Source organism: Limibacillus sp. (genome assembly GCA_037379885.1).
GTDB lineage: Bacteria > Pseudomonadota > Alphaproteobacteria > Kiloniellales > CECT-8803 > JARRJC01.
This window is the reverse complement of the sequence record JARRJC010000015.1, coordinates 18,210-44,552: the sequence shown is the minus strand read 5'-3', so window position 1 is coordinate 44,552 and position 26,343 is coordinate 18,210. Positions and strand designations below refer to the sequence as shown.

The following is a 26,343-nucleotide window of genomic DNA, read 5'->3' as shown; positions in this document are numbered from 1 at the left end:
ACTTTGCTGGGGTTCAATCGTCCCCGGCAGCTTCCTGTTCGGCCTCGCGCTGCGCTGCTTCGATCAAAGCGTCGGTCAGCAGCAGCTTGGCCTTTCTCATGCCGGAGAAGGGCAAGCGCTGCACGCCCTCCTCGGTCTCGATCACGATCTCAAGGCCCTCGACGCCCAGCAGCCTGCCCGAAAAGCGGCGCTGGCCCCCGACGGCCTGTTCCATTTCGACCCGCGCGTCGAACCCTGCGAAGCGCGCGAAATCGCTGAGGCGAGTCAGCGGACGGTCGATGCCCGGCGAGGAGACCTCCAGCGTGTAGCCGCCGGAGATCGGGTCTTCCACGTCCAGGATCGCGCTGGCCGCGCGGCTGACGCTGGCGCAATCCTCCACGTCGATCGGCTTGCCGTCCTTGCGGTCGAGCATGATCTGCAGAACCTGACGGCGTCCGCCGCTCAGGAGGATACGGACGATGTCGTAGCCCATGTCCTCCAGCGCCGGGCGGATCAGCGCCTCGACCTTGGCGCCAAGACCTTCGCTGGTCTTGGGTGGCGGTTCCGCCGCGTTCAGGCTTTCGTCAGCGTCGTTCACGCCGCTCGCCTTCTCCAAACTCACTGCCCTCACGGCCCGCGAACCTGCGGACCCGGGGTCCAGAAAATAAAAAAGTGGGCCGCTGGCCCACCATCTTTTTGAGGCTTCATGACCGCTAAGATCATCAAGCCCTATGGCTCTTTGCGGAAAATAGTCCGCAAGACAAAGAAACTCAAGCCTTTTCTCTGGCCGCCGCGCGCCGCGAAAGCCGCAGATAGACGGGCTTGCGGCCCGCCTTCAGCGCCTTCTTCTCGTAGCGCGTGGCGGGCCAGTCGGCGCTGCGCTGCCGCCAGTCGTCGGGCCCGGCCGCCGTCCAGTCGAACCAGGGGTGGTCGGTGACGCGCTCCAGGATCCACTCGCGGTAGGAAGGGTCGTCGGTTGCGATCCGCAATTCCGCCCCCGGCTTCATCAGCTGCGCCAGACGGTCCAGCACCGGGCGCGCGACGATGCGCCGCTTGTGGTGCCGGGTTTTCGGCCAGGGGTCGGGAAACAGGATGAAGACGCGGTCCAGACAGCCCGCCGGCAGGGCGGCCAGCAGGTCGAGGGCGTCTCCTTCATGGACCCGGACGTTCCGGGCGCCGGAATCCTCAAGCTGCTTCATGAGGCTGGCGACGCCGTTTATGTAGAACTCCGCGCCGATGATGCCGACCTCGGGGTTCTGCTGCGCCTGCCAGGCGAGGTGCTCGCCGCCGCCAAAACCGATCTCCAGCCACAGGGCGTCGGCTTGCTCTCCAAACAGGGCTTTCGGATCGGCTGGAAGGCGCCCAAGGTCCAGTTCCAGTTCCGGCAGGAGCCGCTCCAGCGCGGCGCGTTGAGCGGGACGCAAGGGCCGCCCTTTCCGCCTGCCATAGAGCGGCTTGCGCGCCACCTCCGGTTTTTGAGCAGGGAGCGATGCCATGCCGTGGACCGTCGAAGGTTTCTAGAGGTTGAAGGCGCTCTTCAGATCATCGACCAGATCGGTGCGCTCCCAGGAAAAGCCACCGTCCGGGTCCGGCGAGCGGCCAAAGTGGCCGTAAGCCGAAGTGCGGGCGTAGATCGGCTTGTTGAGGCCCAGGTGCTCGCGGATGCCGCGCGGGCGCAGATCGACCAATTCGCGCAGCACCCCGGCCAACTTGTCCTCGTCCACCTGATTGGTGCCGTTGGTCTCGACGTAGACGCTGAGCGGCTCTGAGACGCCGATGGCGTAGGAGACCTGGAGCGTGCAGCGCTCGGCCAGGCCGGCCGCCACCACGTTCTTCGCCAGGTAGCGGCAGACATAGGCCGCCGAACGGTCGACCTTGGTCGGGTCCTTGCCGGAAAAGGCGCCGCCGCCGTGCGGGGAGGCGCCGCCATAGGTGTCCACGATGATCTTGCGCCCGGTCAGGCCGCAGTCGCTGTCCGGACCGCCGATCACGAAGCGGCCGGTCGGGTTCACATAGAAGTCCTCCTCGGCGCACATCCAGCCCTCGGGCAGGACGTTGACGACATGCGGGCGGACGAGTTCGCGCACCGCCTCCTGATCGACATGCTCCAGGTGCTGGGTGGAGACCACGATCTTGGTGGCGCGGACCGGCTTGCCGTCCTGGTATTCCAGAGAGACCTGACTTTTGGAATCGGGCCCCAGTTCCGGCGCGGCGCCGGAGTGGCGCGCCTCGGCGAGCGACTTGAGGATGTTGTGCGAGAAGTGGATCGGCGCCGGCATCAAGGCGTCGGTCTCCCTGCAAGCGTAGCCGAACATGATGCCCTGGTCGCCAGCGCCCTCGTCCTTGTTGCCCAGCGCGTCGACGCCCATGGCGATGTCGCTGGATTGCTCGTGGACATAGTTTTGCACTTCCGCGTGCTTCCAATGGAATCCGTCCTGCTCGTAACCGATGTCGCGCACGGCGCGGCGCGCCACCTCCTCCATCAGTTCAGGCGTGATTTCCGATGGTCCGCGGGTCTCGCCCGCCAGAACGATGCGGTTGGTCGTGCAGAGGGTTTCCACCGCGACCCGCGCCTCGGGCTCATGCGAGAGAAAGAGATCGACGATCGCGTCCGACACGCGGTCGCTCACCTTGTCCGGATGACCCTCCGAGACGGATTCACTGGTAAAGTGGAAATTGCCGTTACGCACCTTCAGACCTTTCGAAAATAGCCCCCAATGGATAGTCGTCGCGGGAAAGCCGCGCGGCGGCGCGGCAAGGCGCCCAGGCCCCCGGCAAGCGGCATCCTGTGGTTTCGCTTGCGGCTGGTCAAGACTGGGAAGCGGCTTTTCAGCCTTTGTTGCGCTCGGCCATGGCCTTGGCGAGATCGATCAGGGATTTCCGCAGCTCAAGGTCATCGATGCGCTGGTAGGCGCCGAGCAACTCTCCCGCCTCCTTCGTCTGGGTCCGGTCGGGTTCGTAGCGCGCGCCTTCCTCATGCCAGCCGGAGACCATCTGGCCCGGTGAGGCGGCGGCCACGTCATCCGGCATCTCCGCGAAGAAGAAGTTCATGTCGACCCCCAGCACGCGCGACAGGTCATAGAGCCGGCTGGCGCTGATGCGGTTGGCGCCACGCTCGTACTTCTGCACCTGCTGGAAGGAGACGCCGAGCGCTTCGGCAAGACGCTCCTGAGAGATGCCCAGTTCGGTCCGGCGGAGGAAAACGCGGTTACCCACATGCACATCGACCGGATTGAACGCGCCCGGACCGGAACCGCGCCGTGTCCGTTTCGGCATTTCAACCGGTGGTTCCGGCACATCCTCGAAAAGGGACTCGACGGTCGTCTTCAAAAGGGCGGCCAGCTTGGCGCGCGTCTCCGCGTCCGGCGACGCGCGACCGCTTTCAAAGCGGCGCAAATCGCGGAGCGTCATGCCGATGGCATCCGCAGCTTCCCGTTGAGTAATTCCTAGGGACCGCCTCAGATCCCAAAGACGTTGCGCCATGCCCCCATAGGGCGCCGTCAGGCGCCGCGCAACCGCAGAACGAGCCATTTTCTCCTCGCTTCTTCTTCTTGGCGGCGTCACCGGGGTGGCGCCCACTGCGTCCAAAGCTGGCGGAGAATATCATGATATGCAACCAATAAAAGGTCTTATTCACCCCTTAGCGCGGCCAAAAATAGAAAGGGTCGCCTTATGAGCGACCCTTTAGATCTTGAAGCAAAGATTGGTGGCAAGAGCTAGAGATTGTCCTCGCCCTTGGCCAGCGCCTTCGTCATGTCGAAGAGGCGGCGGCGCAGCTGGGGGTCACTGATTTTGTAGTAGGCGCGGACCAACTCAAGCGTTTCGCGGCGGGCCATGGGATCCTTTTCATAGGGCTCCGGCTCGTGTTCTTCGTCGCGCGCCAGAAGCTGGCTGGGGGACTTGAGGGCCGTGTCTTCGCTCATTTCCTCGAAGAAGTAACCAATCGGAACATCGAGAACGCGCGCGATGTCGAAGAGGCGGCTGGCGCCGATGCGGTTCGCGCCGCGCTCGTACTTCTGCACCTGCTGGAAGGTCAGACCGATCGCCTCACCCAGCTTCTCTTGGCTCAGACCGAGGAGCGTGCGGCGAAGACGCAGCCGCTGGCCGACATGCATGTCGATGGGATTCGGGCCGCCCGGCCCGATCGCCTTGCCGCGGCGGACAGGCTTCGTTGTGGTTGCTTGGGGCATGATCTCTGTTCTCCAGAACTTCGTTGGGGGCCTTGGGTCAGTCGTATGACCGGCTGTTATCGCTGGTGTGGTTATAAAATTTACTTTTTTTCTCATTAGTGAGAAAAGCATTAATTCGTGTTTGATGAAGAAAATCAACTTTTAGATGATCTTGACTGGAGGTGCTACCTGCTTCGAGTGGCAAAAAATGCCCCTAGAGCCGTAAAGAGCAACAGGCCCAGACTCCAAAGCTGCAAGCGCGCGAAGGGGGGCGGTGCGGATGCGGGCCTCGGCAAGTCGGCGTCCAAGACGCCCGACGTCGATAGCGGCAGGGACTTTCTGACCCGGCCATAGGCGTCTATGACGGCGGAGATGCCGCCGTTTGCGGCGCGCACGACCGGCAAGCCCTCCTCAACCGCGCGTAGCCGCGCGGCGACAAGATGCTGATAGGGGCCGCTGGAAACACCGAACCAGTTGTCGTTGGTCAGATTGAGCAGCCACTGAGGTCGCGGCCCCTCGGCCGGAACCACCGCGGTAGGAAAGATGATCTCGTAGCAGATCAGGGGGGACAGCGGGGGCAGGCCTTCCAGGTCCAAGGTCACCGGCCCGCCGCCGCGGGAAAAGTCTGCCCGGCCCGCCACCAGCTTCGACCAGCCGATCAGCCCCTTGAGCGGCACATACTCTCCGAAGGGCACCAGATGCGACTTGTCATAGGTCGCCGCCACCCGCCCGCCGGGCGCGATGGCGAAGAGGCTGTTCCAGTAGCGGTCGGAACTGCTTTCGCCACGCGGCGCGCCGGCGATCAGCAGTCCGCCCGCCGGGGCGGCGCGCCCCAAATCGCCCAGAAGACCCTGTGAGCGGTCCAGCAGAAAGGGGATGGCGGTTTCCGACCAGATCACGTGGGTCGGCGCGCGCCCGGACTTCGAGGGCGGCGCCACGCTCATTTGAAGCTGGCGGCGAACGTGTTCCAGGCGAAGGTCGCGTTGCCACTTGTCCACCTGCGCGATGTTGGGCTGCACGATGCGCAGGCGCACCCCTTCGACCCTGTCCTCCGACAAGGGCGCGGCGCCCTCTAGGCGGAAAATGCCGAACCCGGCGGCTGAGAGCAAAAGCAGAAGGGATAGAGGCGCCAACAGCCTTTCCCGTCCCGCGAGCGGCACGCCGCGATAGATGGCCGGGGCGCCCGCCGCCAGCAGCGTGATGAACCCAAGCCCCCAAACGCCCAACAGCGCCGCCGGTTGCAGCATGGTATCTGAGAAGGCCCAGACGCTGCCGATCAGATTCCAGGGGAAACCGGTGAAGATCCAGCCGCGCACCAGTTCCGCCAGAATCCAGGCTCCGGCCAAGGCGACCACCCTGGCGGCGCCCTGCCAAAGCCACCGGCGCGCGGCCCAGAGGGTCAGGGCATGAAAGAAGGCCAGGAGGGCCGAAAGGCCGGCCACGGCGAAGGGGGCCACGGCCCCGAAGCGCTCGGCCTCCACGAAGAAGGCCTCGGCCACCCAATAGAGCCCGGCCAGGAAAAACCCGAACGCGAAGAACCAGGAGATCAGGAAGGGCCGCCACGCCCTGCCGGCCGCATCCAGCAACCAGACCAGTCCGGTAAAGGCAGCAACCACCAGCGGCAGGGCGTAGTAGGGCGGCAGCGCCGCTGCGGCCAGAAGTCCGAGCAGCATGGCGATGCAGAGGGCGCTGAAGCCTCCCCGCGCACCGAGCCAGTCGGCGAGAGACGCCAGCAGCCGCCTGGCGTTACTTGCCATGCGCCTCTTCCTGCTCGACGCGGTCGGGCAGGTTGCGCACGCGCAGGCGCTTGATGCGGCGCGGGTCCGCCTCCACCACCTCGAAGACCGTACCGGAGGGGTGCTCGACCAGCTCGCCGCGCGCGGGCACATGCCCGGCCAGAGAGGCGACCAGGCCGCCCAGCGTATCGATGTCTTCCTCGCGCTCCTCCTCGGTCAGGATGGAGCCGACGCGCTTTTCGAAATCCTCGATGTCCATGCGCGCATCGACGACGAGAGAGCCGTCCGGTCGCACCAGCAGGCGCGGCGCGACGGTCACGTCATGCTCGTCCTCGATCTCTCCGACGATCTCCTCAACCAGGTCTTCGATGGTCACCAGGCCATCGATACCACCGTATTCATCGACCACCAGGGCCATGTGAACGCGTGTGAGGCGCATCTCCAAGAGCAGGTCGAGGACCCGCATGGAGGGCGCGACGATCAGGGCGTCGCGGGTGATGGCGGTAAGGCGGAAGCGTTTCTTCTGGCCCTTCTGGGCGAGCACGTCCTTGATGTGGACCACGCCGACCACGTCGTCGAGGTTCTTGCGGTAAACCGGAAGCCTGGAGTGGCCCTTCTCCGCCATCAGCTTCAAGAGCTCCTCCATGCCGGTGTCTGCATCGACGGAGGTGATGTCGGCGCGCGGCACCATGACGTCGTAGGCCGTGATGTGGCGCAGCTTGAGAATGTTGAGCAGCATGACCTTTTCATGGTCGCTGATGGGCGAGTCCTCCTCGCCCTCCTGCCACTCGGTCTCCTCCAGGATGTTCTCGATCGACTCGCGCAGCAGGGAGTCGCCGCTGCGCAGGCCCAGGGCGCTGCGCAAGCGCTGACGGAGCCCCTGAAGGAAGCCTACGGCCCCGCCGCCCGAAACGCTGGTGGAGGTCGCCGAGGTGCCGCTGCTTGCAGAACCGGTCCCGTTGTTTCCCGTTGCCGAGCTGGAGCCGTTGCCTGCCCCCTCTATGGGCCCGATGCGCCGATCGCCGAGATCGCTCATGCCGCACCCCCTACCAGCTTCTCTTCGGCGTAGGGATCGGCGACGCCGAGGCTGGCCAGAACGCGCGCTTCCAGCGCTTCCATGACGCGGGCTTCCTCGTCGTCCTGATGATCGTGCCCGAGGAGATGCAGCACGCCATGAACCACGAGATGCCGGAAGTGATCGGCCAGCGGCTTGTCCTGCTCGCCCGCCTCTCGCTGCAAGGTCTCCAGGGCCAGCACCACATCGCCCAGCGGCTGCGCCATGGCCTCGGGCAGGCCGGGCGTGTCCGCACCGGCCAGCGCGAAGGCCAGCACGTTCGTCGGCTTATCCTGGCCACGGAAACGCTGGTTCAGGTCCCGCAGCGTGGCGTCATCGGCCAGGGTTATGCAGAGCTCAACCGCACCCACATGACCCGCACCCGCTTGCCCCGCGCACGAGAGCGCGGCCAGGGCAGCCTCTTTTGCAAGGGATTCATGATCGGGCAGACTTGCCGCCCAGTCGCCGCTCATCACCACGATCTCGGCCCTTGGCGCGCCTTGCGCCGGGGCCAACGTGGTGTCGGTTCTACTTCCAGGGTCGTCGTTGTTCATTTCGTTTTCAAAAAAAGCGATCCCGGCACGCCAGCGGCCGGGCCTCACTCCTCACTGTCAAAGAGCTCGCCGTCGGCTTCCTGGCTGCCCTCCTCGCGGGCCTGATAGGCCTCGACGATTCGGGTCACCAGAGGGTGCCGAACGACGTCCGAATGGGTGAACTGTACGAAGGAAACGCCGCGCAGACCAGCCAATGTATCGACGGCGTCGCGCAGGCCGGAACCCTGACCCCGCGGCAAGTCGACCTGGGTCATGTCTCCGGTGACCGCCATGCGGCTGTTCTCGCCCATGCGGGTCAGGAACATCTTCATCTGCACCGGCGTCGTGTTCTGCGCCTCGTCCAGGATGACGAAGGCGTTGGAGAGCGTGCGCCCGCGCATGAAGGCGAGCGGCGCCACTTCGATCTCATGAGCCTCCAGCCGCTTGTCCACCTGATCGCCCGGCAAGAGGTCGTAGAGCGCGTCGTAGAGAGGACGCAGATAGGGGTCCACCTTCTCCTTCAGGTCGCCGGGAAGGAAGCCCAAGCGTTCGCCTGCCTCCACCGCCGGGCGGGAGAGGACGATGCGGTCGACGCGCCCCTGCATCAGGTAGTCCACGGCCATGGCCACGGCGAGGTAGGTCTTGCCGGTGCCCGCCGGGCCGATGGCGAAACAGAGCTCGTGACGGCGCAGGGATTCCAGGTAGGTCTTCTGACGCGGGGTGCGCGGCGTGATCAGGCGCTTGCGCGTGCGGATCGCCAAGGCCTCGTCATGAAGCGCGCTGGTGTCCCCGTCGCCCTCGACGGCGCCGGGCGCGCCGGCGCCGGAGGAGAGCCGCGCGGCGGCGTCCACTTCACCGGTCGTGACCTCAAGCCCGCGCTGCAAACGCTCCCACAAGGCCTCCAGCGCCTTGGCCGCGCAGGCGACCTGTTCGCTGTCGCCGGAGATCGCCACGCGGTTGCCCCGGCTGACGATGGTCACCTCCAGCATCTGTTCCAGACGCGCGAGATTGCTGTCGTGCTCGCCGAAGAGGAGCGGCACGAGACGGTTGTCGTCGAACTGAAGGAGGTGAGGCCGCTCGGCCTCGGCGCTGAGATGGCTTCCGGAAGACGTCACGCTGACAATGTCTCCTCATCTGACCGGGCCGCGGTCTGCGGCGCGGAGCTGTAGCCGTCGGTCACCACGCGTCCGGCCAGGGAGTTCGGGCCGGCGGAGAGGATCTCGACCTCGACGACCGCACCCAGAAGCCGTTCGGGCGCTTCCAGGTGGACCGACTGCATGTAGGGGCTGCGCCCGACCAGCTGGCCGGCATGTTTGCCCCTGCGCTCCAGCAGCAGCGGCAGGCGCTTGCCGACCGTCGACTGGTTGAAGGCGCTCTGCTGTTCGTTCAGGAGCTGCTGGAGCATCGCCAGCCGCTCAGACTTCACGGCCTCGGGCACCTGCTGCTCGACGCCCGCCGCCGGGGTGCCCGGGCGCGGCGAATACTTGAAGGAATAGGCCTGGGCGTAACCGACCTCGGTCACCAGCTTCAGCGTCTCGGCGAAGTCCTTGTCGCTCTCGCCGGGGAAACCGACGATGAAGTCCGAGGAAAGCGCGAGGTCCGGGCGCGCTTCGCGCAGCTTACCGACCAGCCGCAGGTAGTCTTCGGCCGTATGTTTGCGATTCATGGCCTCCAGCACGCGGTCGGACCCGGACTGCACCGGGAGATGCAGATAGGGCATCAGCTTCGGCTCGTCCCGGTGGGCGGCGATCAGCTCATCGTCCATGTCGCGCGGGTGCGAGGTGGTGTAGCGCAGCCCCGCCAGCCCCTCGATCTCGGCCAGACGGCGCAGCAGGCGTCCAAGACCCCAGGTCTCGCCCCCCGGCCCCTCGCCGTGGAAGGCATTGACGTTCTGGCCCAGCAGGGTGATCTCCCTGGCGCCCTGGCGCACCAGCTTCTCGGCCTCGGTCACCAGCGAGGCGACGTCGCGCGAATACTCGGCGCCGCGGGTGTAGGGAACCACGCAGAAGCTGCAGAACTTGTCGCAACCCTCCTGCACGGTCAGGAAGGCGGCGGCGCCCTGGGAGGCGCCTTCTTCGGGCAGTTCGTCGAATTTGCTCTCTGCCGGGAAGTCGGTCTCCACCAGGCCGCGCGCCTCGGCGTTGCCCAGCGCGCGCGTCACCATCTCCGGCAGGCGGTGATAGGTCTGCGGGCCGAAGACCAGATCGACCTGCGGAGCGCGGCGCACCATCTCCTCGCCCTCCGCCTGAGCGACGCAGCCGGCGACGCCGATCAGCAGGCGTCCGCCGTCCTTGGCCTTCTCCTCCTGCAGGCGGCGAAGCCGCCCGAGCTCGGAATAGACCTTCTCCGCCGCCTTCTCGCGGATATGGCAGGTGTTGAGGATGATCATGTCGGCGGCTTCGGGCGTTTCCACCGTGGCGTAACCGAGCGGCGCCAAGGCATCCGCCATGCGGGCGGAGTCGTAAACGTTCATCTGGCAGCCGTAGGTTTTGACGAAGAGTTTCTTGCTCACGCGCGCCCCATCACCGGACCGGCCCGAAGGCCGCCTGAAATCCTATCGGAGTGGATGGCTATCCCATCGCGGTGGAGCAAAGCCCTCGTTTCGTCCCTTGGCAAAGGTGAAACCCCTAACAAGTACGAATGATAGCACCGCACAACCACCGCCGCCACCACGCCAAACATCCCGAGAACAGACGCTCCAAATCACGAGGCTTCGGGCGCGAGACCGCTGTCCTGCGCCAGGCCTTCCTTGGGCGTCTGCCCGACGGCCGGCTCGGCGTAGCGCTGCGGGCGTCCCGCCAGCGCTGTCGCCACGCCTTCGCTGATCTTGCGGTAGCAGTGGTCCGCCAGGGCCTTTCGGCTGGAGAAGTCCTCCAGCGTCACGGGATCGTGGAACTGCACCACCACCGTGGCCCGTCCCAATCCCAGCGCCTGCCACAGGTGGCTCGCGAGGTCCATGTCGCCGTACCAGGCGTAGAAGGGCCTCAGCGCGCGCCCCATGGGCATGCCGTCGAGGGCGGTATAGGTGATGGATACCGGCTGGACAGTCAAGGGCTTGCCGCGCGGCGTCAGCGAGGCGACGGCGAAGAGCGCCGACTTGAAGGGCAGCACGGCGTTGCCGTCGTTGCTGGTGCCTTCCGGAAAGAGGAAGAGGTTGTCGCCCTGTTCCAGCCGGGAGACCATCTCGTCGCGGTGCTCGTGGGCGCGGTTGCGCCGCCGGTCGACGAAGACCGAGCGTTGCAGCTTCGCCAGCCAGCCGAAGAAGGGCCATTGCGCCACCTCGGTCTTGGCGACGAAAGACCCCTTGGCCAGCGACGTCATCACCGGGATGTCGAAATAGGAACTGTGGTTGGAGACGAAGAGCGTCGGGTGCGCCTTCGAGACCTTGCCCCGCCGCAGGACGCGGAAACCGCAGATCCGGCAGAGCTGGCGATGATACCAGTGGGGCAGGCTGTCGCGCTGCGGCAGCTTCAGGAGAATCAAGAGGTACTGCACCAGCATCAGCGGCAGCGTCAGCAGCACGAAACAAAGCGCCCGCCCGAAAGCGGTCACCGGCGAGAAGATAACGCTGTCGTTGCCACGGTTCACGGGGCCGACCTCCGCAAGCGCGCCATCAGGGCTTCTGCCCGTCTTCACGGGTGTAGTGCTTGAAATACCGCTCGGTGACGAGATCGGTCTTGACCACGATCGAGACATCGGTGGTGTTGAAGTCGTAATCGATCACCGCGCCGTCTCCGACGAACCCGCCGAGACGCAGGTAGCCCTTGATCAGCGGCGGCAGGGCGGCCAGCGCGCGCTTCCTGTCGACCGCGTCGGCCGGCATGAGGTTCATGTCCACGTAGCGCTCCGGCAGGGCGCGCGGCCTGAGCGCCGGCGGCGCCAGGTGATGATGGAAAAGGTAGGAAAGCGGCAGAGCCATGTCCTCGCTCTTCGTGCCGTGCAGGCTGGCGCAGCCGAACAGCAACTCGATGTCGTAATGCAGCACATACTCGGCAATGCCCCGCCAGAGGAGCTGCATGGTGGCGCCCGTGCGGTAGTCGGCGCGAACACAGGAACGTCCCAGTTCCAGGATCTGGCCCGGATAGCTCATGAGGGTGGCGATGTCGTACTCGGTCGCGGAGTAGAAGCCGCCCGCGCTCACCGCCGCGCCCCGCCGCATCACGCGATAGGTTCCGATCACCGCGTCCGCGCCCTTCCCCAGGCTGCGGTCAAGAACCATGACGTGATCGCAGTAATCGTCGAACCGGTCGAACTCGCGTTTGGCCGCGGCGACCTCCGGGCTCGGCGTCGCCTTCATCTCTTCGACGAACACCTGATAGCGAAGGGTCTGCGCGGCGCGGAGTTCGGCGGCGCTCTCGGCAAGGCGAATTTGCAGGTCGCCCGCGCGGACGTCCACCGGCCTTCCTGTCTCGTTCTGCAATGCGACCATCTGGTCCTCGTTCCCCCTTTTCTCTCGATGGCTTCCCGGCCCCGACTCGGGGCGGCAGGTAAGCCGCAGCCTTGAGCGTCCTTCTATCCAGCTTTTGTGACGCTTTAGCTGTCTTTGTTTTTCATTTTGATGCCATAGAGCTCAAGCCGGTGTCCGACCAGACGGTAGCCCAACTCCTTGGCGACGGCTTCCTGCAGCCGTTCGATCTCCTCGTTGGTGAACTCGATCACCGCGCCGCTGTTCACGTCGATCAGGTGATCGTGATGCTCCTCGGGCCGCTCCTCGTAGCGGGCGCGGCCGTCACCGAAATCGTGCCGGTCGAGGATGTTGGCCTCCTCGAAAAGCTTCACCGTGCGATAGACGGTGGCGATGGAAATCCTGGGGTCGATCTCCGAGGCGCGCTGATAGACCAACTCCACGTCCGGGTGGTCGTCGGATTCCGACAGGACCTTGGCGATCACCCGCCGCTGATCGGTCATCTTCAAACCGCGTTGGTTGCAGAGTTCTTCAAGGCGCGACGGCATGGTACGGCTCAACCCCTCCTTCAAAGCCAGGATTCCGCATCGTTGGGCCGCAGACTATAAACGAAAAGCCCGGCGCCCGCATAGCGTTCGCCGGACCTCTCGTCGTTGAGCCCTAACTCGGGAAAAACGTCTTTGGCGGACCTCAGCCCTTACGGCCGCGGGTGCCCAGGCCGATCTGCTTGGCGAGCTTGCTGCGCTGCTTGGCGTAGCTCGGCGCGACCATCGGATAGTCGGCGGGCAGGCCCCACTTCTCGCGATACTCCTCCGGGCTCATGTTGTAAGCCGTGCGCAGGTGGCGCTTGAGCATCTTCAGCTTCTTGCCGTCTTCCAGGCAAACGATGTAGTCGGGCGTGATCGACTTCTTCACCGGCACGGCGGGCGTCGGCTTTTCAGCGGCCGCCGGCGCGGCGCCGCCAAGGACGGACAGCGTCTGATAAACTTCGCGAATCACCTGCGGCAAATCGGAAAGCGCAACTGAGTTATTGGACACGTGCGCAGCGACGATATTGCTGGTGAGCGTCAAGACATCGTTGTTTTTTACTTCTTCGGTCATTTTATTTTTTCTCCAGTAGTGTTCCTCAGCCCCCTATATAAAAGCTGTACAGCCTTGCGCAAGTGAATTTTGTTAAATCTTTGTTACAGGCCATGTGTTCCTAAATATCTGACTTAGAATTCTCGCTCAGAGAGTGCGAAAAGCCTCACTATTCAAGCAATACTGCGCCTAGACATCACTTTTTAGAGGGTGTTTTTTGCCGACCAACGCAAGATGAGCGCGCTTTCCCGCTCGTCGCCCCGTTTGTAATAGCCGTCGCGCTTGCCGACCTGGAAGAAGCCGGCTTTCCGGTATAGCGCCAGGGCTGCGAGGTTGCTTTCGGCGACTTCCAGATAGGCCACGCCCACCCCTTCCCGGCGCAGGCGTTCCTTGAAGCACTCAAGCAACTGCACCGCATGCCCCGCGCGCCGCTCCTCCGGCAGCACGCCCAGGGTCAGGACCTCCGCCTCACCGCCCGCATGGCGCCCCAAAAGGAAGCCCGCCGGGTTCCCCCGCTCCGACAGCAGCCAGCCAAAGGCCCCGGGCACGGCGATCAGCGCGCGCCAATCGGCTTCACTCCAGCTTTCGCCCTCGAACACGCGTGAATGCAGCTCTGAAAGCAGAGCCGCATCATCCGGGCCAAACTCGATGAGGTGAACCGTCACGCCAACCTCACCCCACCGGCGCGCCCTTTGGGAGGGTGACGTCCGGCGGACGGAGATAGAGCGGGCCGGGCAGCCCGGCCCGCCTATCCGGCCAGGGCTTGGCCGCCGCCGCGCGCGCCACCGCCGAGGCGTGAAGCCCCACCGCTTTGGAGCGACGCGGGTCCAATTCCTCCAGCGCCTGGAATGCCTGTTCCACGCCGTCCCCGGCCAGCAGCAGCGGCGGCCCGCCGTCCCCGGCGAGGCGCGCGGCCAGTTCCCCGGGCGTGGCCGTGAAGGGCTCGCCCAAGGGTGTCAGCGCCTCATCGAAGAACTGGGCGTAGAGATCGGCGCGCTTGGCGTCGAGCAGCACGAGCAGGCGTCGGCCCCGCCTCTCCGCTTGCTCCGTCGCCCCGGCGACAGCCTCTAAGCAGGTGACCCCGATCTGCGGGATGCCGAGCGCCAGACCATAGCCCCGGGCAGCGGCGAGACCGATGCGAACGCCCGTGAAGGCGCCCGGCCCGACCGTCACCGCCAGGGCGTCCAGCGCCCCGTGCCGCAAGCCGGCGGTCGCCAGCACTTCTTCGATCATGGGAACCAGCCGTTCGGCCTGCCCGCGGGACATGGGCTCGAAAGCCTCCGCCAGCACTTCGCCATCGCGGAAGACCGCCGCCGAGCAGGAGCGCCCCGCGGCATCGAAGGCCAGAAGGCAGGGCGCGGATACTTGAGAATTCTCCGTCATGGGGCGCGAGCGGGCCTAAAAGCGTTCATCCAAGACACCGGCGGGGCCGGAGTGAAAGGCAGCCTAGAGGATTTCGCAGGCCTCGTCGAAGTCCAAGCGCGGCGCGCGCGGATGAAGTTGATCGGCGTCGCCATAGCCGAGATTACAGAGGAAATTGGACTTCCAGCGGCCTTCGGGGAAGAAAGCCTCGTCCACCTTCGCCTTGCTGAAGCCGCCCATCGGCCCGCAATCGAGGCCCACGGCCCGCGCCGCCATCATGAAGTAAGCGCCCTGCAGGGTCGCGTTCATGGCCGCGAAGCTCTCCGCCGCCTCGGGCTTGTCGGCCCAGCGCTTGCCCGCGTCGGGGTTGTGCGGCACCAGCTTCCCCAGTTCTTCGAAGAAACGCAGGTCATAGGCCGCGATCGCCGTCACCGGCGCGGTCATGGTCTTCTCCACGTTTCCTTCGGCGAGCGCGGGGCGCAGCTTCTCCTTCGCCTCCTTGCCGGTCAGGAAGACGAAACGCGCCGGACAGGTGTTCATCGAGGTCGGACCCCAGCGCAGCAGATCGTAGAGTGCGCGCAGCGTCTCTTCGGAGACGGCCCGGTCGAGCCAGGCCTTGTGGCTGCGCGCGGCGGTGAAGAGCAGCGCGCGCCCTTCCTGATCCAGCTCCGCCATCGATCAGTCGACGGCCCGGACTTCGACCACTTCGGGAATGTAGTGCCGCAGCATGTTCTCGATGCCCATCTTGAGCGTCGCGGTCGAGCTGGGGCAGCCCTGGCACGCGCCCTGCATGGTCAGCATCACGACGCCCTGCTCAAACCCACGGAACACGATGTCGCCACCGTCCTGGGCCACGGCGGGGCGAACGCGGGTGTCCAGAAGTTCCTTGATCTGGGTCACCACTTCGCTGTCCTCGCCCGCCTCTTCCTCGGTCTCGCTCCCGGCGGCTTCTTCGAGAAGCACGGGGCGCGCGGCGGTGAAGTGCTCCATGATGATGCCCAGGATCGCGGGCTTCAGCAGGTACCACTCCTTGTCCTCGGGCTTGGTCACCGAGATGAAGTCGGCGCCCAGGAAGACGCCTTCGACGCCCTCCACCTGGAACAGGCGTTCGGCCAGGGGCGAGCGCTTGGCCGCCTCCGCGTCGCGGAAGTCGGCGGTGCCGTCGCCCAGGACTTCGCGTCCCGGAAGGAACTTCAGGGTGGCGGGGTTCGGGGTCTGCTCGGTCTGAATGAACATGGGTCTTGCTCTGCTCTCCGGCGGGCCTTCGAGGGCCCTGCCTCCTTGGATTTATCCGATGGGCGTAACTTGGGGCGGAACGGGCCCGAGTTCAACTGTTAGCGGCGTCTTGGCTGCGGCCTTAACCCTGGTCTTGGCATCAAGCGATTTCGGCCAGCTCCTCTTCGCTCAGGTTGTCCGGCACCAGTGTCAGGGGAATCCTCAAGTTGGAGAGGAACTTGCCGGTCAGGGCGCTGACCAGCGGGCCGGGCCCGCCGCCCGTGGTCTTGGCGCCCAGGATCAGGATCGAGATGGAGTGATCCTCGTCGATCAGGTCCAGCAGTTCGTCGCGGCGGTTGCCTTCGCGCAGGTAGAGTATCGGATAGGCGCCCAAGAGCTCGTTGACCTGGCCGGCCAGACGCTGCAGGTGGCGCTCTGCGTCCTGCCGCGCCTCCTCGCGCATCAGATCACCGACCGACATCCAGTGCTGGAACTCGCCCGGCTCCAGGACTTCCAGCAGCGCCACGCGCCCGCCGGTGCGCCGCGCTCTGAGGCAGGCGTAGTAGAGGGCGAGCTGCATTTCCTGCGTGTCGTCGACCACGACCAGGAACACGCGCGGACTTTCCGGAGCCGGCGGCAGCGGCGGCAGGATATGGGCCTCATCGCTCATCGTGATGTTCCTTTCCCTAGTCCTCTTTTCCCGCTCTTGGTCATGCCGCATTCCCTGCCTGGCCGGTTAGCCCTTGCGGAAGGCCACGTGCGCGAGCCAGCCGGCGAAGAGCGCCAGCAGGATCGCGCCGATGCCGTAGCCGATGGGATAGGCATGGGCGACTTGATAGATGTCGGCCTCCATGCCGATGCGGCTGACGAACAGCGGCGTGGTCTGCGCGCCCACCATCTGGCCGTCGCGCAGATAGTATACCTGCGCCAGATAGCTTCCCGTCGGCACGTTGGAGGGGAAGGTGACCGTGGCGCGGAACAACCGGTCGCCGACGAAGGTCACCTTCTGATTGACGCGCGGATAGAGCCCTTCGGCCTGCATCGAGGCGACCAGCGCCTGCTTCCATTCCGAGGCGACGTTCGCCGAGGCGCGCGCCTTGGGCAGGGAGGGCACCAGCGCGTCCAGCGTCAACTGGTGGCGCTGTTGCAGGCTCGGACCCGCGATCTCCTCCACCGGAGAGGAACTGGCGATGGCCAGGAAGGAGGGGACGGCCTGCATCGTCTGGCGCGCCACGTTCATCCAAACGCCCGCGACCTGTCCCTTGCGGTAGACCGCGAGGTCGGCGGGCGGACCCTTGACGACGATCACCACGTCGCCCTCCTGCTCGACCGCGCCGAACAGCAGCAGTTCCGTGCCGGAGAAGCCCGTGGTGATGGCCACCAGATGGTTGGAGAGATCGGCGATCAGCGGCACCGCGCGCCCTTGGGTCGCCGGCCCGATCATCAGCAGCGAGAGCAGCGCCAGCAGGGGAAGGAGCCGCCGCCTCATGACAGGAACTCCACGGCGAAGAGCGTGCGCGGGGTCGAGAAGAGGTCGAAGAACAGCTTGCCGCAGACCAGAAGCACCATGCCCGCGAGCAGGATGCGCAGCGTGTCCGCCGGGATGCGCGACACGAGACGGCTGCCGAACTGCGCGCCGATCACCGAGCCGGTCAGCAGCAGCAGCGCCAGCACCACGTCGACCGTCTGGTTCTGTCCGGCCTGGAGCAGCGTCACGTTGGCGGCGACGAAGATGATCTGGAACAGCGAGGTGCCGATCACAACCGCGGTCGGCATGCCCAGGATGTAGATCATGGCCGGAACCAGCACGAAGCCGCCGCCGACGCCCATGATCGCCGCCAGCACGCCGACCAGGAAGCCCACGCCCAGCGGCAGCAGCGCCGAGATGTAGAGCCTGGACCGGCGGAAGCGCATCTTGAGCGGCAGGCCGTGGATCCAACTGTGCTGGTGCAGCTTATGGCGCTGGGTGGGATTCCGGCGGCGGCGCAGCAGCGCGCGCAGGGATTCCCAGAACATCAAGCCGCCGATGGTGCCGAGGAAGACCACGTAGACCAGATTAATCACAAGATCGATCTGGCCGATCTCCTTCAGGAAGGAGAAGAGCCCGACCCCGGCCGTCGACCCGACCAGGCCGCCCGCCAGCAGCACGCCGCCCATCAGGAAATCGACGTTGCCGCGCTTCCAGTGCGCGAGCACGCCCGAAACCGAGGAGGCGACGATCTGGTTCGCCTGCGTCGCCACGGCCACCGGCGGCGGCACGCCGATGAACAGCAGCAGCGGCGTCATGAGAAAACCGCCGCCCACGCCGAATAGACCGGAGAGGAAACCGACGATCCCACCCAGGCCGAGCAGCAGGAACACGTCCAGCGAAACTTCGGCGATGGGCAGGTAGATCTGCATTGCTGTGGCGCCGGGTCCGATCGGATTGCCCCGCCGTCATGGCAAACGGCGAAGGTGAGGTCAGAGAACTGTCGAACGTCGTGGTTTCAGAGCATAGACCCTGAAGCGCCCCGCCCGCAATCGGGCCGAACCGGGAAACTCTCTGGGGTCAGGGGCGCAGGAAGCCGACGATGTCGTGAACTTCTTTCAGGATCGGCTCGGCGATGGCCCGGGCCCGCTCCCCGCCGTCGCGCAGCACGGCGTCGACGTGGCCCGGTTCCTCCATCAGGCGCTTCATCTCCGCCCCCATGGGGCCCAGCTTCTCCACCGCCAATTCGGTGAGTGCCGCCTTGAAGCCGGAGAACTGCTGGCCCTCGAACTCCGCCAGCACGCTCGCGGTGTCGCGGTCGGCGAGCGCTGCGTAGATGCCGATGAGGTTATAGGCCTCGGGCCGCGCCTGGCGCGCCTCCTCGGGCACCCGGCCCGCCTCGTCCAGCACCTCGGGCCCCGGCAGCAGGTCCGGATCGGACTTGGCCTTGCGGACCTTCTGGGCGATCTGGTCGGCGTCGTCGGTCATGTTGATGCGGCTCATGTCCGAGGGTTCGGACTTGCTCATCTTGCGGCTGCCGTCGCGCAGCGACATGACCCGCGTGGCCGTCCCCAGGATCAGCGGCTCGATCACCGGGAAGAACTCGGTCTTATAGTCGTGGTTGAACTTGAGCGCGATGTCGCGGGCCAGCTCCAGGTGCTGCTTCTGGTCCTCGCCGACCGGCACGTGGGTCGCCTTGTAGGCCAGGATGTCGGCGGCCATCAGGTTCGGATAGACGTAGAGGCCGGAGCTCGCGTTCTCCCGGTTCTTGCCCGCCTTGTCCTTGAACTGGGTCATGCGGTTCAGCCAGCCGAGGCGGGTCACGCAGTTGAAGACCCAGGCGAGCTCTGCGTGAGCGGCGACCTGACTCTGGTTGAAGATGATCGAGCTCTTGGGGTCGATCCCGGCGGCGAGATAGGCGGCCGTCACCTCGCGGGTATGGCGGCGCAGCTCCTCGGGCTCCTGCCAGACCGTGATGGCGTGCATGTCGACCACGCAGTAAATGCCTTCGTAGTCCTCCTGCAAGGCGACGAAGTTTCGGATCGCGCCCAGGTAGTTGCCCAGGTGCAGGTTGCCGGTCGGCTGAACGCCGGAAAAGATGCGCTTCATCAATCGCTCGCTCGAACTAGAAAATCAGGTGAGGCGAAGTCGCGCGGTTTATCGCTTTTTCCCGCTGCTCCGGTCAAGGGCGCGGGACAGGTCAAGGGCGCGGGCCAGGCGGGCGGCGGGTCAGCAGCTTCACGTCCTCGCGCTCAATGGCGCGGGTGGCGACCGCCAGCCCGAAGTAGGAGACGAGGCCGCCGGCGACCAGCAGCCCCAGCGCGCCCACCTTGGCCGCCAAACCCAGTTCCAGCCAGGGCGCCACGCCCTGCGCGATGCCCCAGACCACGAGGCCCATGACGAGGCTGGCGAGGAGCGCACGCGGCAGGCGGCGGCGCAGGCGCTGATCGAAGGTCAGGAACCCGCGTGCGATCAGCCGCCGCCCCAGAAGCGCGATGTGCAGCCAGGCCGCGAGCGCCGTCGCCAGCGCGATGCCGACGTGGCCCATGAGATGGAACAGACCGACGCAGAGCGCGATGTTCACGGCGACCGAGACCAGCGCCATCTTGAGCGGCGTCACCGTGTCCTCGCGGGCGAAGAACCCGGCCTGAAGCGGCTTCAGCAGGATGTAGGCGGGCAGGCCCGAGGCGAAGGCGGCCAGCGCCCAGGCCGAGGCCTCGGCGGCCTCCCGGTCGAAGGCCCCGCGCTCGAACAGCACCACGATGATCGGCAGCGGCACGACCAGAAGCGCGACCGTCGCCGGAAGCGTCAGCAGCAGGGAAATCTCCAGGCCCCGGTTCATGGAGTACATGGCCGCCTCGTCGTTCCCGGCGCGCAGCTTCCTGGAAAGCTCGGGCAGCAGCACGACGCCGAGCGCGATGCCGATCAGGCCCAGCGGAAGCTGGTAAACCCGGTCGGCGTAGTAGAGCCAGGAGACGGCGCCGGCCTGGAGCGAGGCCACGATGGTGCCGACCATGATGTTGATCTGCACCGCGCCCCCAGAAAGGATGCCGGGCCCCATAAGCTTGAAGAGACGCCTGACGCCCGGGGTCAGCCGGGGCAGCGGCAGGCTGAGCGGCATGCCCGCGCGGTAGGCCGACCAGTAGAGCAGCAGGAACTGGGCGAGCCCGGCCAGCGCCACGGCGTAGGAGAGCGCCCGCCCGGCCTCGCCCTCCGCCAGCAGCGGGATCACGCCCAGGAGGCAAACGAGGAAGATGACGTTCAGCAGCACCGGCGCCGCCGCGGCGGCGGTGAAGCGGTAGAGCGAGTTCAGCAGACCGCTCAAGAGCGCCGTCAGGCTCATGAACAGCAGATAGGGAAAGGTGATGCGCGACAGCTCCACCGTGGTCGCGAGCTTTTCCGGGTCCTCCGCGAAGCCCGGCGCCAGCAGGATCACCAGCGGCTCCATGAAGAACAGCGCCAGGACCGTGAGGCCCAGCGTCATGGCCAGCAGCACGGAAAGGCTGTCCTCGGCGAAGCGCTGTGCGGCGGCGCGGCTCTCCTGCTCCAGCCGCCGGGCGAAGAGCGGCACGAAGGCCGCGTTGAAGGCGCCCTCGGCGAAGAGGCGGCGGAAGAAGTTCGGCAGCTTGAAGGCGACGAAGAAAGCATCGGCCAGCGGGCCGTCGCCCAGCACGCCCGCAAAGAGCACGTCGCGCGCAAAGCCCAGGACGCGGCTCGCCGCCGTCCAGCCTCCCACCGTCATCATGGAACGCAACAAAGCCATGGAGGGCAGTATCTAGAGGATTGCGGCGACTTTAGGAAGCAGCCCTTTCTTCTCGCCGCCGCCCCTTGGCGGCGAGCAAAGATTTTTTAGTTTCGCTTTAACGTACCGGCGCTATCGTCGCGCCCGAGTCCTCATTATAGTTCGGCCCGACATGCGCACCCTCTTCCACCTCTGGCTCGATCCCGCCTGCCGCAAGATTCGCCTGATCCTGGGCGAAAAGGGGCTCGATTTTCAGATGAAGGTCGAGAAGATCTGGGAGCGGCGCGAGGACTTCCTGGCCCTGTCGCCTTCCGGCGAACTGCCGGTCCTGATCGAGGACGACGGCATCGTGCTGCCCGACCATCAGGTGATCGCCGCCTATCTTGAGGAAGCCTATCCCGAGCCGACCCTTCTCGACAGCCCGGACCCGGCGGCCCGCGCGGAGGTGCGCCGCCTCTCCAACTGGTTCGACGCCAAGTTCCGGCGCGAGGTCACCGACAATCTGGTCGAGGAAAAGGTGATGAAGCGCTTCCTGGGGCTGGGCGCGCCGGATTCCGCCGCGATCCGCGCGGGCAAGGCCAACATCGGCTATCACCTGGACTACATCGGCTGGCTGTCGGAGCGGCGGCGCTGGCTGGCCGGGGACAACTTCAGCCAGGCCGACATCTCGGCGGCGGCGCAGCTCTCCTGCCTGGACTACCTGGGCGACGTGCCCTGGGAAAAGCACGAGGCGGCCAAGGACTGGTACGCGCGGGTCAAGTCCCGCCCCTCCTTCCGCGCGCTGCTGGCCGACCGCATACCGGGCATCAACCCGCCCGCGCACTACGCCGATCTGGATTTCTAGGACCCCGCCTCAGCTCCAGGGCCGCTTGACCGAGGGGCCGCCTGCATCGCCCGCCATGGCGCGCAGCTTGGCGACCCGGTTGGCCGTGGTCGGGTGCGTCGAGAAGAGGTTGTCCACCTTGTGGGCGTGCAGCGGGTTGATGATGAACATGTGCGCCGTCGCCGGGTTCTTCTCGGCGGCCTGATTGTCGATCCGCTCGGCGGACTGCTGGATCTTCTCCAGCGCGGAGGCGAGCCAGAGCGGGCGCCCGCAAATCTCGGCGCCGATCCGGTCGGCCTCGTACTCCCGGGTGCGCGAGATCGCCATCTGCACCAGCGCTGCGGCCATGGGCGCCAGCAGCGCCACCAGCAGCACCCCGACGATGCCCAAGGGGTTGTTGCGGTTGCCGCCGCCCATCATGCCGAAGAAGAGCCCGAAGTTGGCGAGCATGGAGATCGCGCCCGCGATGGTCGCGGTCACGGTCATGGTCAGCGTGTCGCGGTTCTTCACATGCGCCAGTTCGTGGGCCATGACGCCCGCCACCTCCTGCGCGTTCAGGCTACGCAGCAGGCCGGTGGTCGCGGCCACGGCGGCGTTCTCGGGGTTCCGGCCCGTCGCGAAGGCGTTGGGCTGCGGGTTCTCGATCACGTAGACCTTGGGCATGGGTAGCCCGGCGTTCTCCGCCAGCTGCTCGACGATGCCGTAGAACTGCGGCGACTCCTCGCGAGTCACGGGCTGCGCCTTGTACATGCGCAAGACGATCTTGTCCGCGTTCCAGTAGGCGAAGAAGTTCATGCCCGCGGCGACCACGAAGGCGATCACCATGCCGCTGGTCCCGCCGATCAGATAGCCAGCGCCCATGAAGAGCGCGGTCATGACGGCGATCAGGATTCCGGTGCGAAAGACGTTCATGGCAGGTCATCTCCAAGAGAGGCGGGGGCACAAGTCCAGGCCCAAGCCCCATAGAAATCGGCATTGCCGCCCCCCGCTTCAAGACTTGGCGGCAAGGCCCCTTCGCGCCATATTCTCCACCATGAGCCAAGAATTCAAAGTCCATATCCCAGGAGGTCGGGCAGCCGGGAAGAGAACCGGAGAGCCGGCCAAGCCCGCCCAGCCCAAGGACGCGGCGCTCAAGGCCGCCGCCGAGCGCGCCAAGGCCGAGGCCGAAGAGCGCCGCCGGAAGGCCGCCGAAGACGCCGCTCGCAAGGAGCGCGAGCTTGGCGGCCCGGAAGGCCCCGAGCCGACCCGCTATGGCGACTGGGAGAAAAAGGGCATCTGCTACGACTTCTGAATTGCCTGCTGAGTTGGCCGCTTGACCTTCCCCCTGCTGGAACCTCTAGTGCTGATCGCCATGATGAGACCCTTACTCCTCTCCGCTCTCGCCAGCGTTGTCTTCGCCCTTCCGGTCCGCGCCGAGCCGGACGGTCAGGCCCTCTATCTGCAGCACTGCGCTTCGTGCCACGGCGCCGCGCTGGAGGGCGAGCCGGACTGGCGGACCCGCAAGCCGGACGGAAAGCTGCCTGCCCCGCCGCACGACGAGAGCGGCCACACCTGGCACCACCCGGACCCGCAGCTCTTCGCCATCACCAAGTACGGGATCGAGGCGCTGGTGCCGAACTACGCCTCGGACATGGGCGGGTACGAGGAGATTCTGAGCGATCAGGAAATCTGGGCCGTGCTGGACTACATCAAGAGCCAGTGGCCGGACGAGATCCGCAAAACGCAGGCCGAGATCACGGCCCGGGCCGCCCAACAGTAGATTATCAGGCCGGTTGGGCGCGCAGCCACTCCAGCACATCCTCCGCGCTGCGGTCGGGCGGGAAGACGGGGTAGAAGACCTTGGTCACCTGCCCGTCGTCCAGGATCAGGGTCAGGCGCTTCAAGAGCCGCATGCCGGAGGTCTCGAAGGTCGGGAGACCCAGCGCCTCGGTCAGCCTGAACTCCTCGTCGCTCAAAATCTCGAAGGGAAGATGCAGCCGTTCCACCGCCTCGCGCTGGTAGGCGCTGCTCTGGGTCGAAAGGCCGAAGACCCCCGCACCCAGCGCGGCCAGGTCGGCATGGTGATCGCGGAAGGAACAGCTCTGCGGGGTGCAGCCGCGCGCGCCGGGAATCTCGTTCCAGCCCGGCGGTGAGTCCTTGCCGGGCTCGCCAGTGCGCGGATAGGCGTAAACCACCCAGCGCCCGGAGAGCGTAGAGAGGTCCACGATCCGCCCCGCCGTCGTGGGCAGCGCCACCGAGGGCAGGCGGAAGCCCGTCAGATGCGCCGCCCCGCCGTCGTCTTCGGGCACCGGCAGGCCTTCGGGCAGTTGCTGGTGGTCGGTCATGGGTGCGCTCCCTCCTATCCGGGCCCCTAACCGATCTTGAACCCCTCGACGTGGTCGGGCACGGCCAGACCCTTCGACAGCGGATCGGTCCAGGGCTTCTCGACCACCTGGCGCACCGGCAGCACGCCGCTCCAGATCGGCAGCTCCAGGTCGGCCTCGTCTTCGATCGGGCCGCCTTCGCGGATCTTGGCGACCGCCTCCTCCAGCGGCAGCCAGAGCACGGAGGTGGCTTTCATCTCCTGCGTGGTCGGCGCGCGCAGCGTCTCCCAGCGTCCCGGCATCATACGCTGAAACAGGCCTTCCAGGGCCTTTTCCTTGGCCTCTCGCCCCTCGACCTGCTGCGCCTGACCATAGATCGTGACGGAGCGGTAGTTGACCGAGCTGTGGAAGCCCGAGCGCGCCAGCACCAGCCCGTCGAAAAGCGAGGCGTTGAAGCAGACAGGCACGCCCTCGCGGATCTTCTTGATCATGCGGCTCGCCGCCGAGCCGTGCCAGTAGACCCGCTCGCCCTCGCGCCAGTAGGCGGTCGGGGTCACGAAGGGATGGCCGTCGATGACATAGGCGACATGGCAGACGAACCCGGCGTCGAGCACGGCGTGCACCGCCTCGCGGTCGTAGCGCGCCCGGTTGTGGCTGCGCCTGACCCTGGTCCGGTCGGTCTTGGGGTAGGCGTCGTTCGGCGTGTGGCTGTTCTTGGGCGTGGTCTTGGGCGTGGTCTTAGGCATGGTCTGGGCTCCTCGGCGCTCCTTTCGCGGAGCGCTGCTGCTTGCGGATTTTGAAGCGCGACGTTAATCTCACTTTGGCCCCATAAGAAGGGCCAATCGCATTAATCTTATGGGTCCAATATGCCGGATACGAAGGACAGCAGGGGGTCGCGCGCGCCGCTTCTGCAGGTGACGTTGGACCCCGCGGCGGGCCCGCTCTACCGACAGCTCTACGAGGCGGTGCGCCGCGCCGTGCTGGAGGGCAAGCTGGCGCCCGGCACGCGCCTGCCGCCAAGCCGCACGCTGGCGGGCGAGCTCGGCTGCTCGCGCAACACCGTGATAAACGCCTACGACCAGCTTCACGCCGAGGGTTACCTGGAGGGCAAGGTCGGCGCGGGCAGCTACGTCTCCGACGTCTTGCCGGAGGCGCTGCTGACCGCCCGGCCGCTACCGCGCACGCTGGCGGGCGCGCGGCTGAAACCGCGCAGTCTCTCCCAGCGGGGCCAGTCGCTGAGCCCGCTGCATCAGGCGCGCGGACAGACGCCCAAGCGGCCCGACAGGGCCTTTCTGCCCGGGCTTCCGGACCCGGACCACTTTCCCTTCGATCTCTGGTCGCGGCTGCTGGCCCGTTCCTGGCGGCGGCCGGCGACGGGCCTGATCCGCAGCGGCGGCGCGGGCGGACTTCCGGCGCTGCGCGAGGCGCTGGCGCTCTACCTGCGGCGCGCGCGCGACCTGGACTGCACCCCCGAACAGGTGCTGATCACCGGCGGCGCGCAACAGGCGGTCTCGCTGGCCGCGCAACTGCTGCTAGACCCCGGCGACACGGCGGTGATGGAGGAGCCGGGCTATCCCGGGCTGCGCGGCCCGCTGCTGGCCGCGGGCCTCAAGATCGCGCCGGTGCCGGTGGACGGCGAGGGCCTTTCGGTCTCCCACCTGAGACGGCGCGCGCCCGAGGCGCGCATGGCCGTGGTCGCGCCGTCCCACCACTATCCGCTCTGCACCGTCATGAGCCTGAAGCGGCGGCTGGAGCTGCTCGACTGGGCGCGCGAGAGCGAGGCCTGGATCCTTGAGGACGACTACGACAGCGAGTACCGCTACGCGGGCCGCCCGCTGGCGGCGCTCCAGGCGCTCGACAGCCCGGCGGCGGGCGGTCAGGGCCGCGTGCTCTATATCGGCAGTTTCTCCAAGGTGCTCTTCCCCTCGATCCGGCTCGGCTATCTGGTGGTGCCGCCCGATCTGGCAGAGCGCTTCGAGCGGGGCCGCGCCGCGCTCGACGAGCACAGCTCCATGATCGCCCAGCCCGCGCTGGCCGCCTTCCTCTCAGAGGGGCATTTCGCAGCCCACCTCCGGCGCACCCGCCTGCTCTACGCCGCGCGGCAGGAAGCGCTGCTGGCCGCGGCGAAGGAGCATCTCTCCGGGCTTCTGACCCTGGAGCCGGACGAGGCCGGCCTGCACCTGATCGCCCGCCCCTCGGAAGCGCTGGCCCGCCGCTTGACCGACAAGCAGATGGAAGAACGCGCCGCAACCCGCGGCCTCGCCTGCCGCGCGCTCTCCCGCTACTACCAGGAGACGCCCGGCCAGCGCGGCCTGCTCCTCGGCTATGCCGCCGTTCCGGAAGACGCCATGGGCCAAGCCTGCCGCGACCTCGCCGACGCCCTGGGCCCGGCGGCCCGCTGACCGGTAAAAAGAGAAAGGGGGCCGGCTTCCCCTTCCGGAAACCGGCCCCCTGTCTTCAGGCTATTCACGTCT

Annotated in this window: 30 protein-coding genes; 4 read left to right on the top strand and 26 right to left on the bottom strand. The window is 66.5% G+C overall.

The genetic code is table 11. The features are described 5' to 3' along the window. Positions 1-13: 13 nt before the first annotated feature. From rimP to murJ, 23 genes are all read right to left on the bottom strand, one after another. Positions 14-577 carry a ribosome maturation factor RimP gene (gene rimP, locus P8X75_07025; protein MEJ1994954.1) on the bottom strand — a complete coding sequence of 188 codons (564 nt, stop codon included), beginning with the start codon at positions 575-577 and terminating at the stop codon, positions 14-16. 172 nt (positions 578-749) lie between these two features. Next, positions 750-1,475, bottom strand: coding sequence for a tRNA (guanosine(46)-N7)-methyltransferase TrmB (gene trmB, locus P8X75_07020; GenBank protein ID MEJ1994953.1), 726 nt, complete (start codon positions 1,473-1,475; stop codon positions 750-752). Between the two features lie 21 nt (positions 1,476-1,496). After that, positions 1,497-2,669 (bottom strand): methionine adenosyltransferase, encoded by a 1,173-nt coding sequence (gene metK / locus P8X75_07015; protein ID MEJ1994952.1) that lies wholly within the window; start codon positions 2,667-2,669, stop codon positions 1,497-1,499. 139 nt (positions 2,670-2,808) lie between these two features. After that, positions 2,809-3,462 (bottom strand): helix-turn-helix transcriptional regulator, encoded by a 654-nt coding sequence (locus P8X75_07010; protein MEJ1994951.1) that lies wholly within the window; start codon positions 3,460-3,462, stop codon positions 2,809-2,811. 233 nt (positions 3,463-3,695) lie between these two features. Beyond that, on the bottom strand, positions 3,696-4,169 hold the full coding sequence (locus P8X75_07005; GenBank protein ID MEJ1994950.1) for a helix-turn-helix transcriptional regulator: 474 nt from the start codon (positions 4,167-4,169) through the stop codon (positions 3,696-3,698). 164 nt (positions 4,170-4,333) lie between these two features. Next, complete coding sequence (gene lnt, locus P8X75_07000; GenBank protein MEJ1994949.1) at positions 4,334-5,905, bottom strand: apolipoprotein N-acyltransferase; 1,572 nt, start codon at positions 5,903-5,905, stop codon at positions 4,334-4,336. Then, positions 5,895-6,920: a hemolysin family protein gene (locus P8X75_06995; GenBank protein ID MEJ1994948.1), complete on the bottom strand. Its 1,026-nt coding sequence runs from the start codon at positions 6,918-6,920 to the stop codon at positions 5,895-5,897. Before P8X75_06995 ends, lnt begins: the two co-directional genes overlap by 11 nt. Beyond that, positions 6,917-7,492, bottom strand: coding sequence for an rRNA maturation RNase YbeY (gene ybeY, locus P8X75_06990; GenBank protein MEJ1994947.1), 576 nt, complete (start codon positions 7,490-7,492; stop codon positions 6,917-6,919). The genes P8X75_06995 and ybeY overlap by 4 nt, the downstream gene beginning before the upstream one ends. A 44-nt stretch (positions 7,493-7,536) precedes the next feature. Further along, positions 7,537-8,586 carry a PhoH family protein gene (locus P8X75_06985; protein ID MEJ1994946.1) on the bottom strand — a complete coding sequence of 350 codons (1,050 nt, stop codon included), beginning with the start codon at positions 8,584-8,586 and terminating at the stop codon, positions 7,537-7,539. Beyond that, positions 8,583-9,983, bottom strand: a complete 1,401-nt coding sequence (miaB, locus tag P8X75_06980; GenBank protein MEJ1994945.1) for a tRNA (N6-isopentenyl adenosine(37)-C2)-methylthiotransferase MiaB — start codon at positions 9,981-9,983, stop codon at positions 8,583-8,585. The genes P8X75_06985 and miaB overlap by 4 nt, the downstream gene beginning before the upstream one ends. Positions 9,984-10,174: 191 nt before the next feature. Continuing rightward, the gene (locus tag P8X75_06975; GenBank protein ID MEJ1994944.1) at positions 10,175-11,059 is read right to left on the bottom strand and encodes a lysophospholipid acyltransferase family protein; all 885 of its coding nucleotides are present in this window, start codon (positions 11,057-11,059) and stop codon (positions 10,175-10,177) included. Between the two features lie 25 nt (positions 11,060-11,084). Continuing rightward, entirely contained in the window at positions 11,085-11,900 is an 816-nt protein-coding gene (locus tag P8X75_06970; protein MEJ1994943.1) for a GNAT family N-acyltransferase, read from the bottom strand. Positions 11,901-12,004: 104 nt separating this feature from the next. After that, a complete protein-coding gene (locus P8X75_06965) occupies positions 12,005-12,424 on the bottom strand; it encodes a Fur family transcriptional regulator (GenBank protein MEJ1994942.1) in 420 nt (139 codons plus the stop codon). Positions 12,425-12,566: 142 nt separating this feature from the next. Then, positions 12,567-12,977, bottom strand: a complete 411-nt coding sequence (locus P8X75_06960; protein MEJ1994941.1) for a MucR family transcriptional regulator — start codon at positions 12,975-12,977, stop codon at positions 12,567-12,569. Positions 12,978-13,159: 182 nt separating this feature from the next. Then, positions 13,160-13,621: a GNAT family N-acetyltransferase gene (locus P8X75_06955; protein ID MEJ1994940.1), complete on the bottom strand. Its 462-nt coding sequence runs from the start codon at positions 13,619-13,621 to the stop codon at positions 13,160-13,162. A gap of 7 nt (positions 13,622-13,628) precedes the next feature. After that, complete coding sequence (tsaB, locus tag P8X75_06950) at positions 13,629-14,339, bottom strand: tRNA (adenosine(37)-N6)-threonylcarbamoyltransferase complex dimerization subunit type 1 TsaB (protein MEJ1994939.1); 711 nt, start codon at positions 14,337-14,339, stop codon at positions 13,629-13,631. A 63-nt stretch (positions 14,340-14,402) separates the two neighbouring features. Continuing rightward, a complete protein-coding gene (locus P8X75_06945) occupies positions 14,403-14,993 on the bottom strand; it encodes a malonic semialdehyde reductase (protein MEJ1994938.1) in 591 nt (196 codons plus the stop codon). Positions 14,994-14,996: 3 nt separating this feature from the next. Next, a complete protein-coding gene (locus P8X75_06940; protein ID MEJ1994937.1) occupies positions 14,997-15,554 on the bottom strand; it encodes a NifU family protein in 558 nt (185 codons plus the stop codon). A gap of 139 nt (positions 15,555-15,693) precedes the next feature. Next, complete coding sequence (locus P8X75_06935; protein MEJ1994936.1) at positions 15,694-16,203, bottom strand: universal stress protein; 510 nt, start codon at positions 16,201-16,203, stop codon at positions 15,694-15,696. A gap of 66 nt (positions 16,204-16,269) precedes the next feature. Beyond that, positions 16,270-17,022, bottom strand: a complete 753-nt coding sequence (locus tag P8X75_06930; GenBank protein MEJ1994935.1) for a TIGR02186 family protein — start codon at positions 17,020-17,022, stop codon at positions 16,270-16,272. Continuing rightward, a complete protein-coding gene (locus P8X75_06925) occupies positions 17,019-17,933 on the bottom strand; it encodes a sulfite exporter TauE/SafE family protein (protein ID MEJ1994934.1) in 915 nt (304 codons plus the stop codon). Before P8X75_06925 ends, P8X75_06930 begins: the two co-directional genes overlap by 4 nt. A 148-nt stretch (positions 17,934-18,081) precedes the next feature. Then, entirely contained in the window at positions 18,082-19,110 is a 1,029-nt protein-coding gene (gene trpS / locus P8X75_06920; protein MEJ1994933.1) for a tryptophan--tRNA ligase, read from the bottom strand. 91 nt (positions 19,111-19,201) lie between these two features. Then, positions 19,202-20,764, bottom strand: a complete 1,563-nt coding sequence (murJ, locus tag P8X75_06915) for a murein biosynthesis integral membrane protein MurJ (protein ID MEJ1994932.1) — start codon at positions 20,762-20,764, stop codon at positions 19,202-19,204. 151 nt (positions 20,765-20,915) lie between these two features. Here murJ and P8X75_06910 point away from each other — a divergent pair, with 151 nt between their 5' ends. Further along, the gene (locus P8X75_06910) at positions 20,916-21,587 is read left to right on the top strand and encodes a glutathione S-transferase family protein (GenBank protein MEJ1994931.1); all 672 of its coding nucleotides are present in this window, start codon (positions 20,916-20,918) and stop codon (positions 21,585-21,587) included. 9 nt (positions 21,588-21,596) lie between these two features. On the opposite strand, the gene htpX is transcribed toward P8X75_06910, so the two are convergent. Next, on the bottom strand, positions 21,597-22,478 hold the full coding sequence (gene htpX, locus P8X75_06905; protein MEJ1994930.1) for a zinc metalloprotease HtpX: 882 nt from the start codon (positions 22,476-22,478) through the stop codon (positions 21,597-21,599). Positions 22,479-22,599: 121 nt separating this feature from the next. Here htpX and P8X75_06900 point away from each other — a divergent pair, with 121 nt between their 5' ends. Beyond that, positions 22,600-22,857, top strand: coding sequence for a DUF1674 domain-containing protein (locus P8X75_06900; protein MEJ1994929.1), 258 nt, complete (start codon positions 22,600-22,602; stop codon positions 22,855-22,857). Between the two features lie 60 nt (positions 22,858-22,917). Continuing rightward, the gene (locus tag P8X75_06895) at positions 22,918-23,325 is read left to right on the top strand and encodes a cytochrome c (GenBank protein MEJ1994928.1); all 408 of its coding nucleotides are present in this window, start codon (positions 22,918-22,920) and stop codon (positions 23,323-23,325) included. Positions 23,326-23,329: 4 nt separating this feature from the next. On the opposite strand, the gene P8X75_06890 is transcribed toward P8X75_06895, so the two are convergent. Next, entirely contained in the window at positions 23,330-23,890 is a 561-nt protein-coding gene (locus tag P8X75_06890; protein MEJ1994927.1) for a peroxiredoxin, read from the bottom strand. Positions 23,891-23,916: 26 nt separating this feature from the next. Then, complete coding sequence (locus tag P8X75_06885) at positions 23,917-24,615, bottom strand: pyridoxamine 5'-phosphate oxidase family protein (GenBank protein ID MEJ1994926.1); 699 nt, start codon at positions 24,613-24,615, stop codon at positions 23,917-23,919. Between the two features lie 120 nt (positions 24,616-24,735). On the opposite strand from P8X75_06885, the gene P8X75_06880 reads away from it, so the two are divergent. Further along, complete coding sequence (locus tag P8X75_06880; GenBank protein ID MEJ1994925.1) at positions 24,736-26,271, top strand: PLP-dependent aminotransferase family protein; 1,536 nt, start codon at positions 24,736-24,738, stop codon at positions 26,269-26,271. The last annotated feature ends 72 nt before the right edge of the window (positions 26,272-26,343 follow it).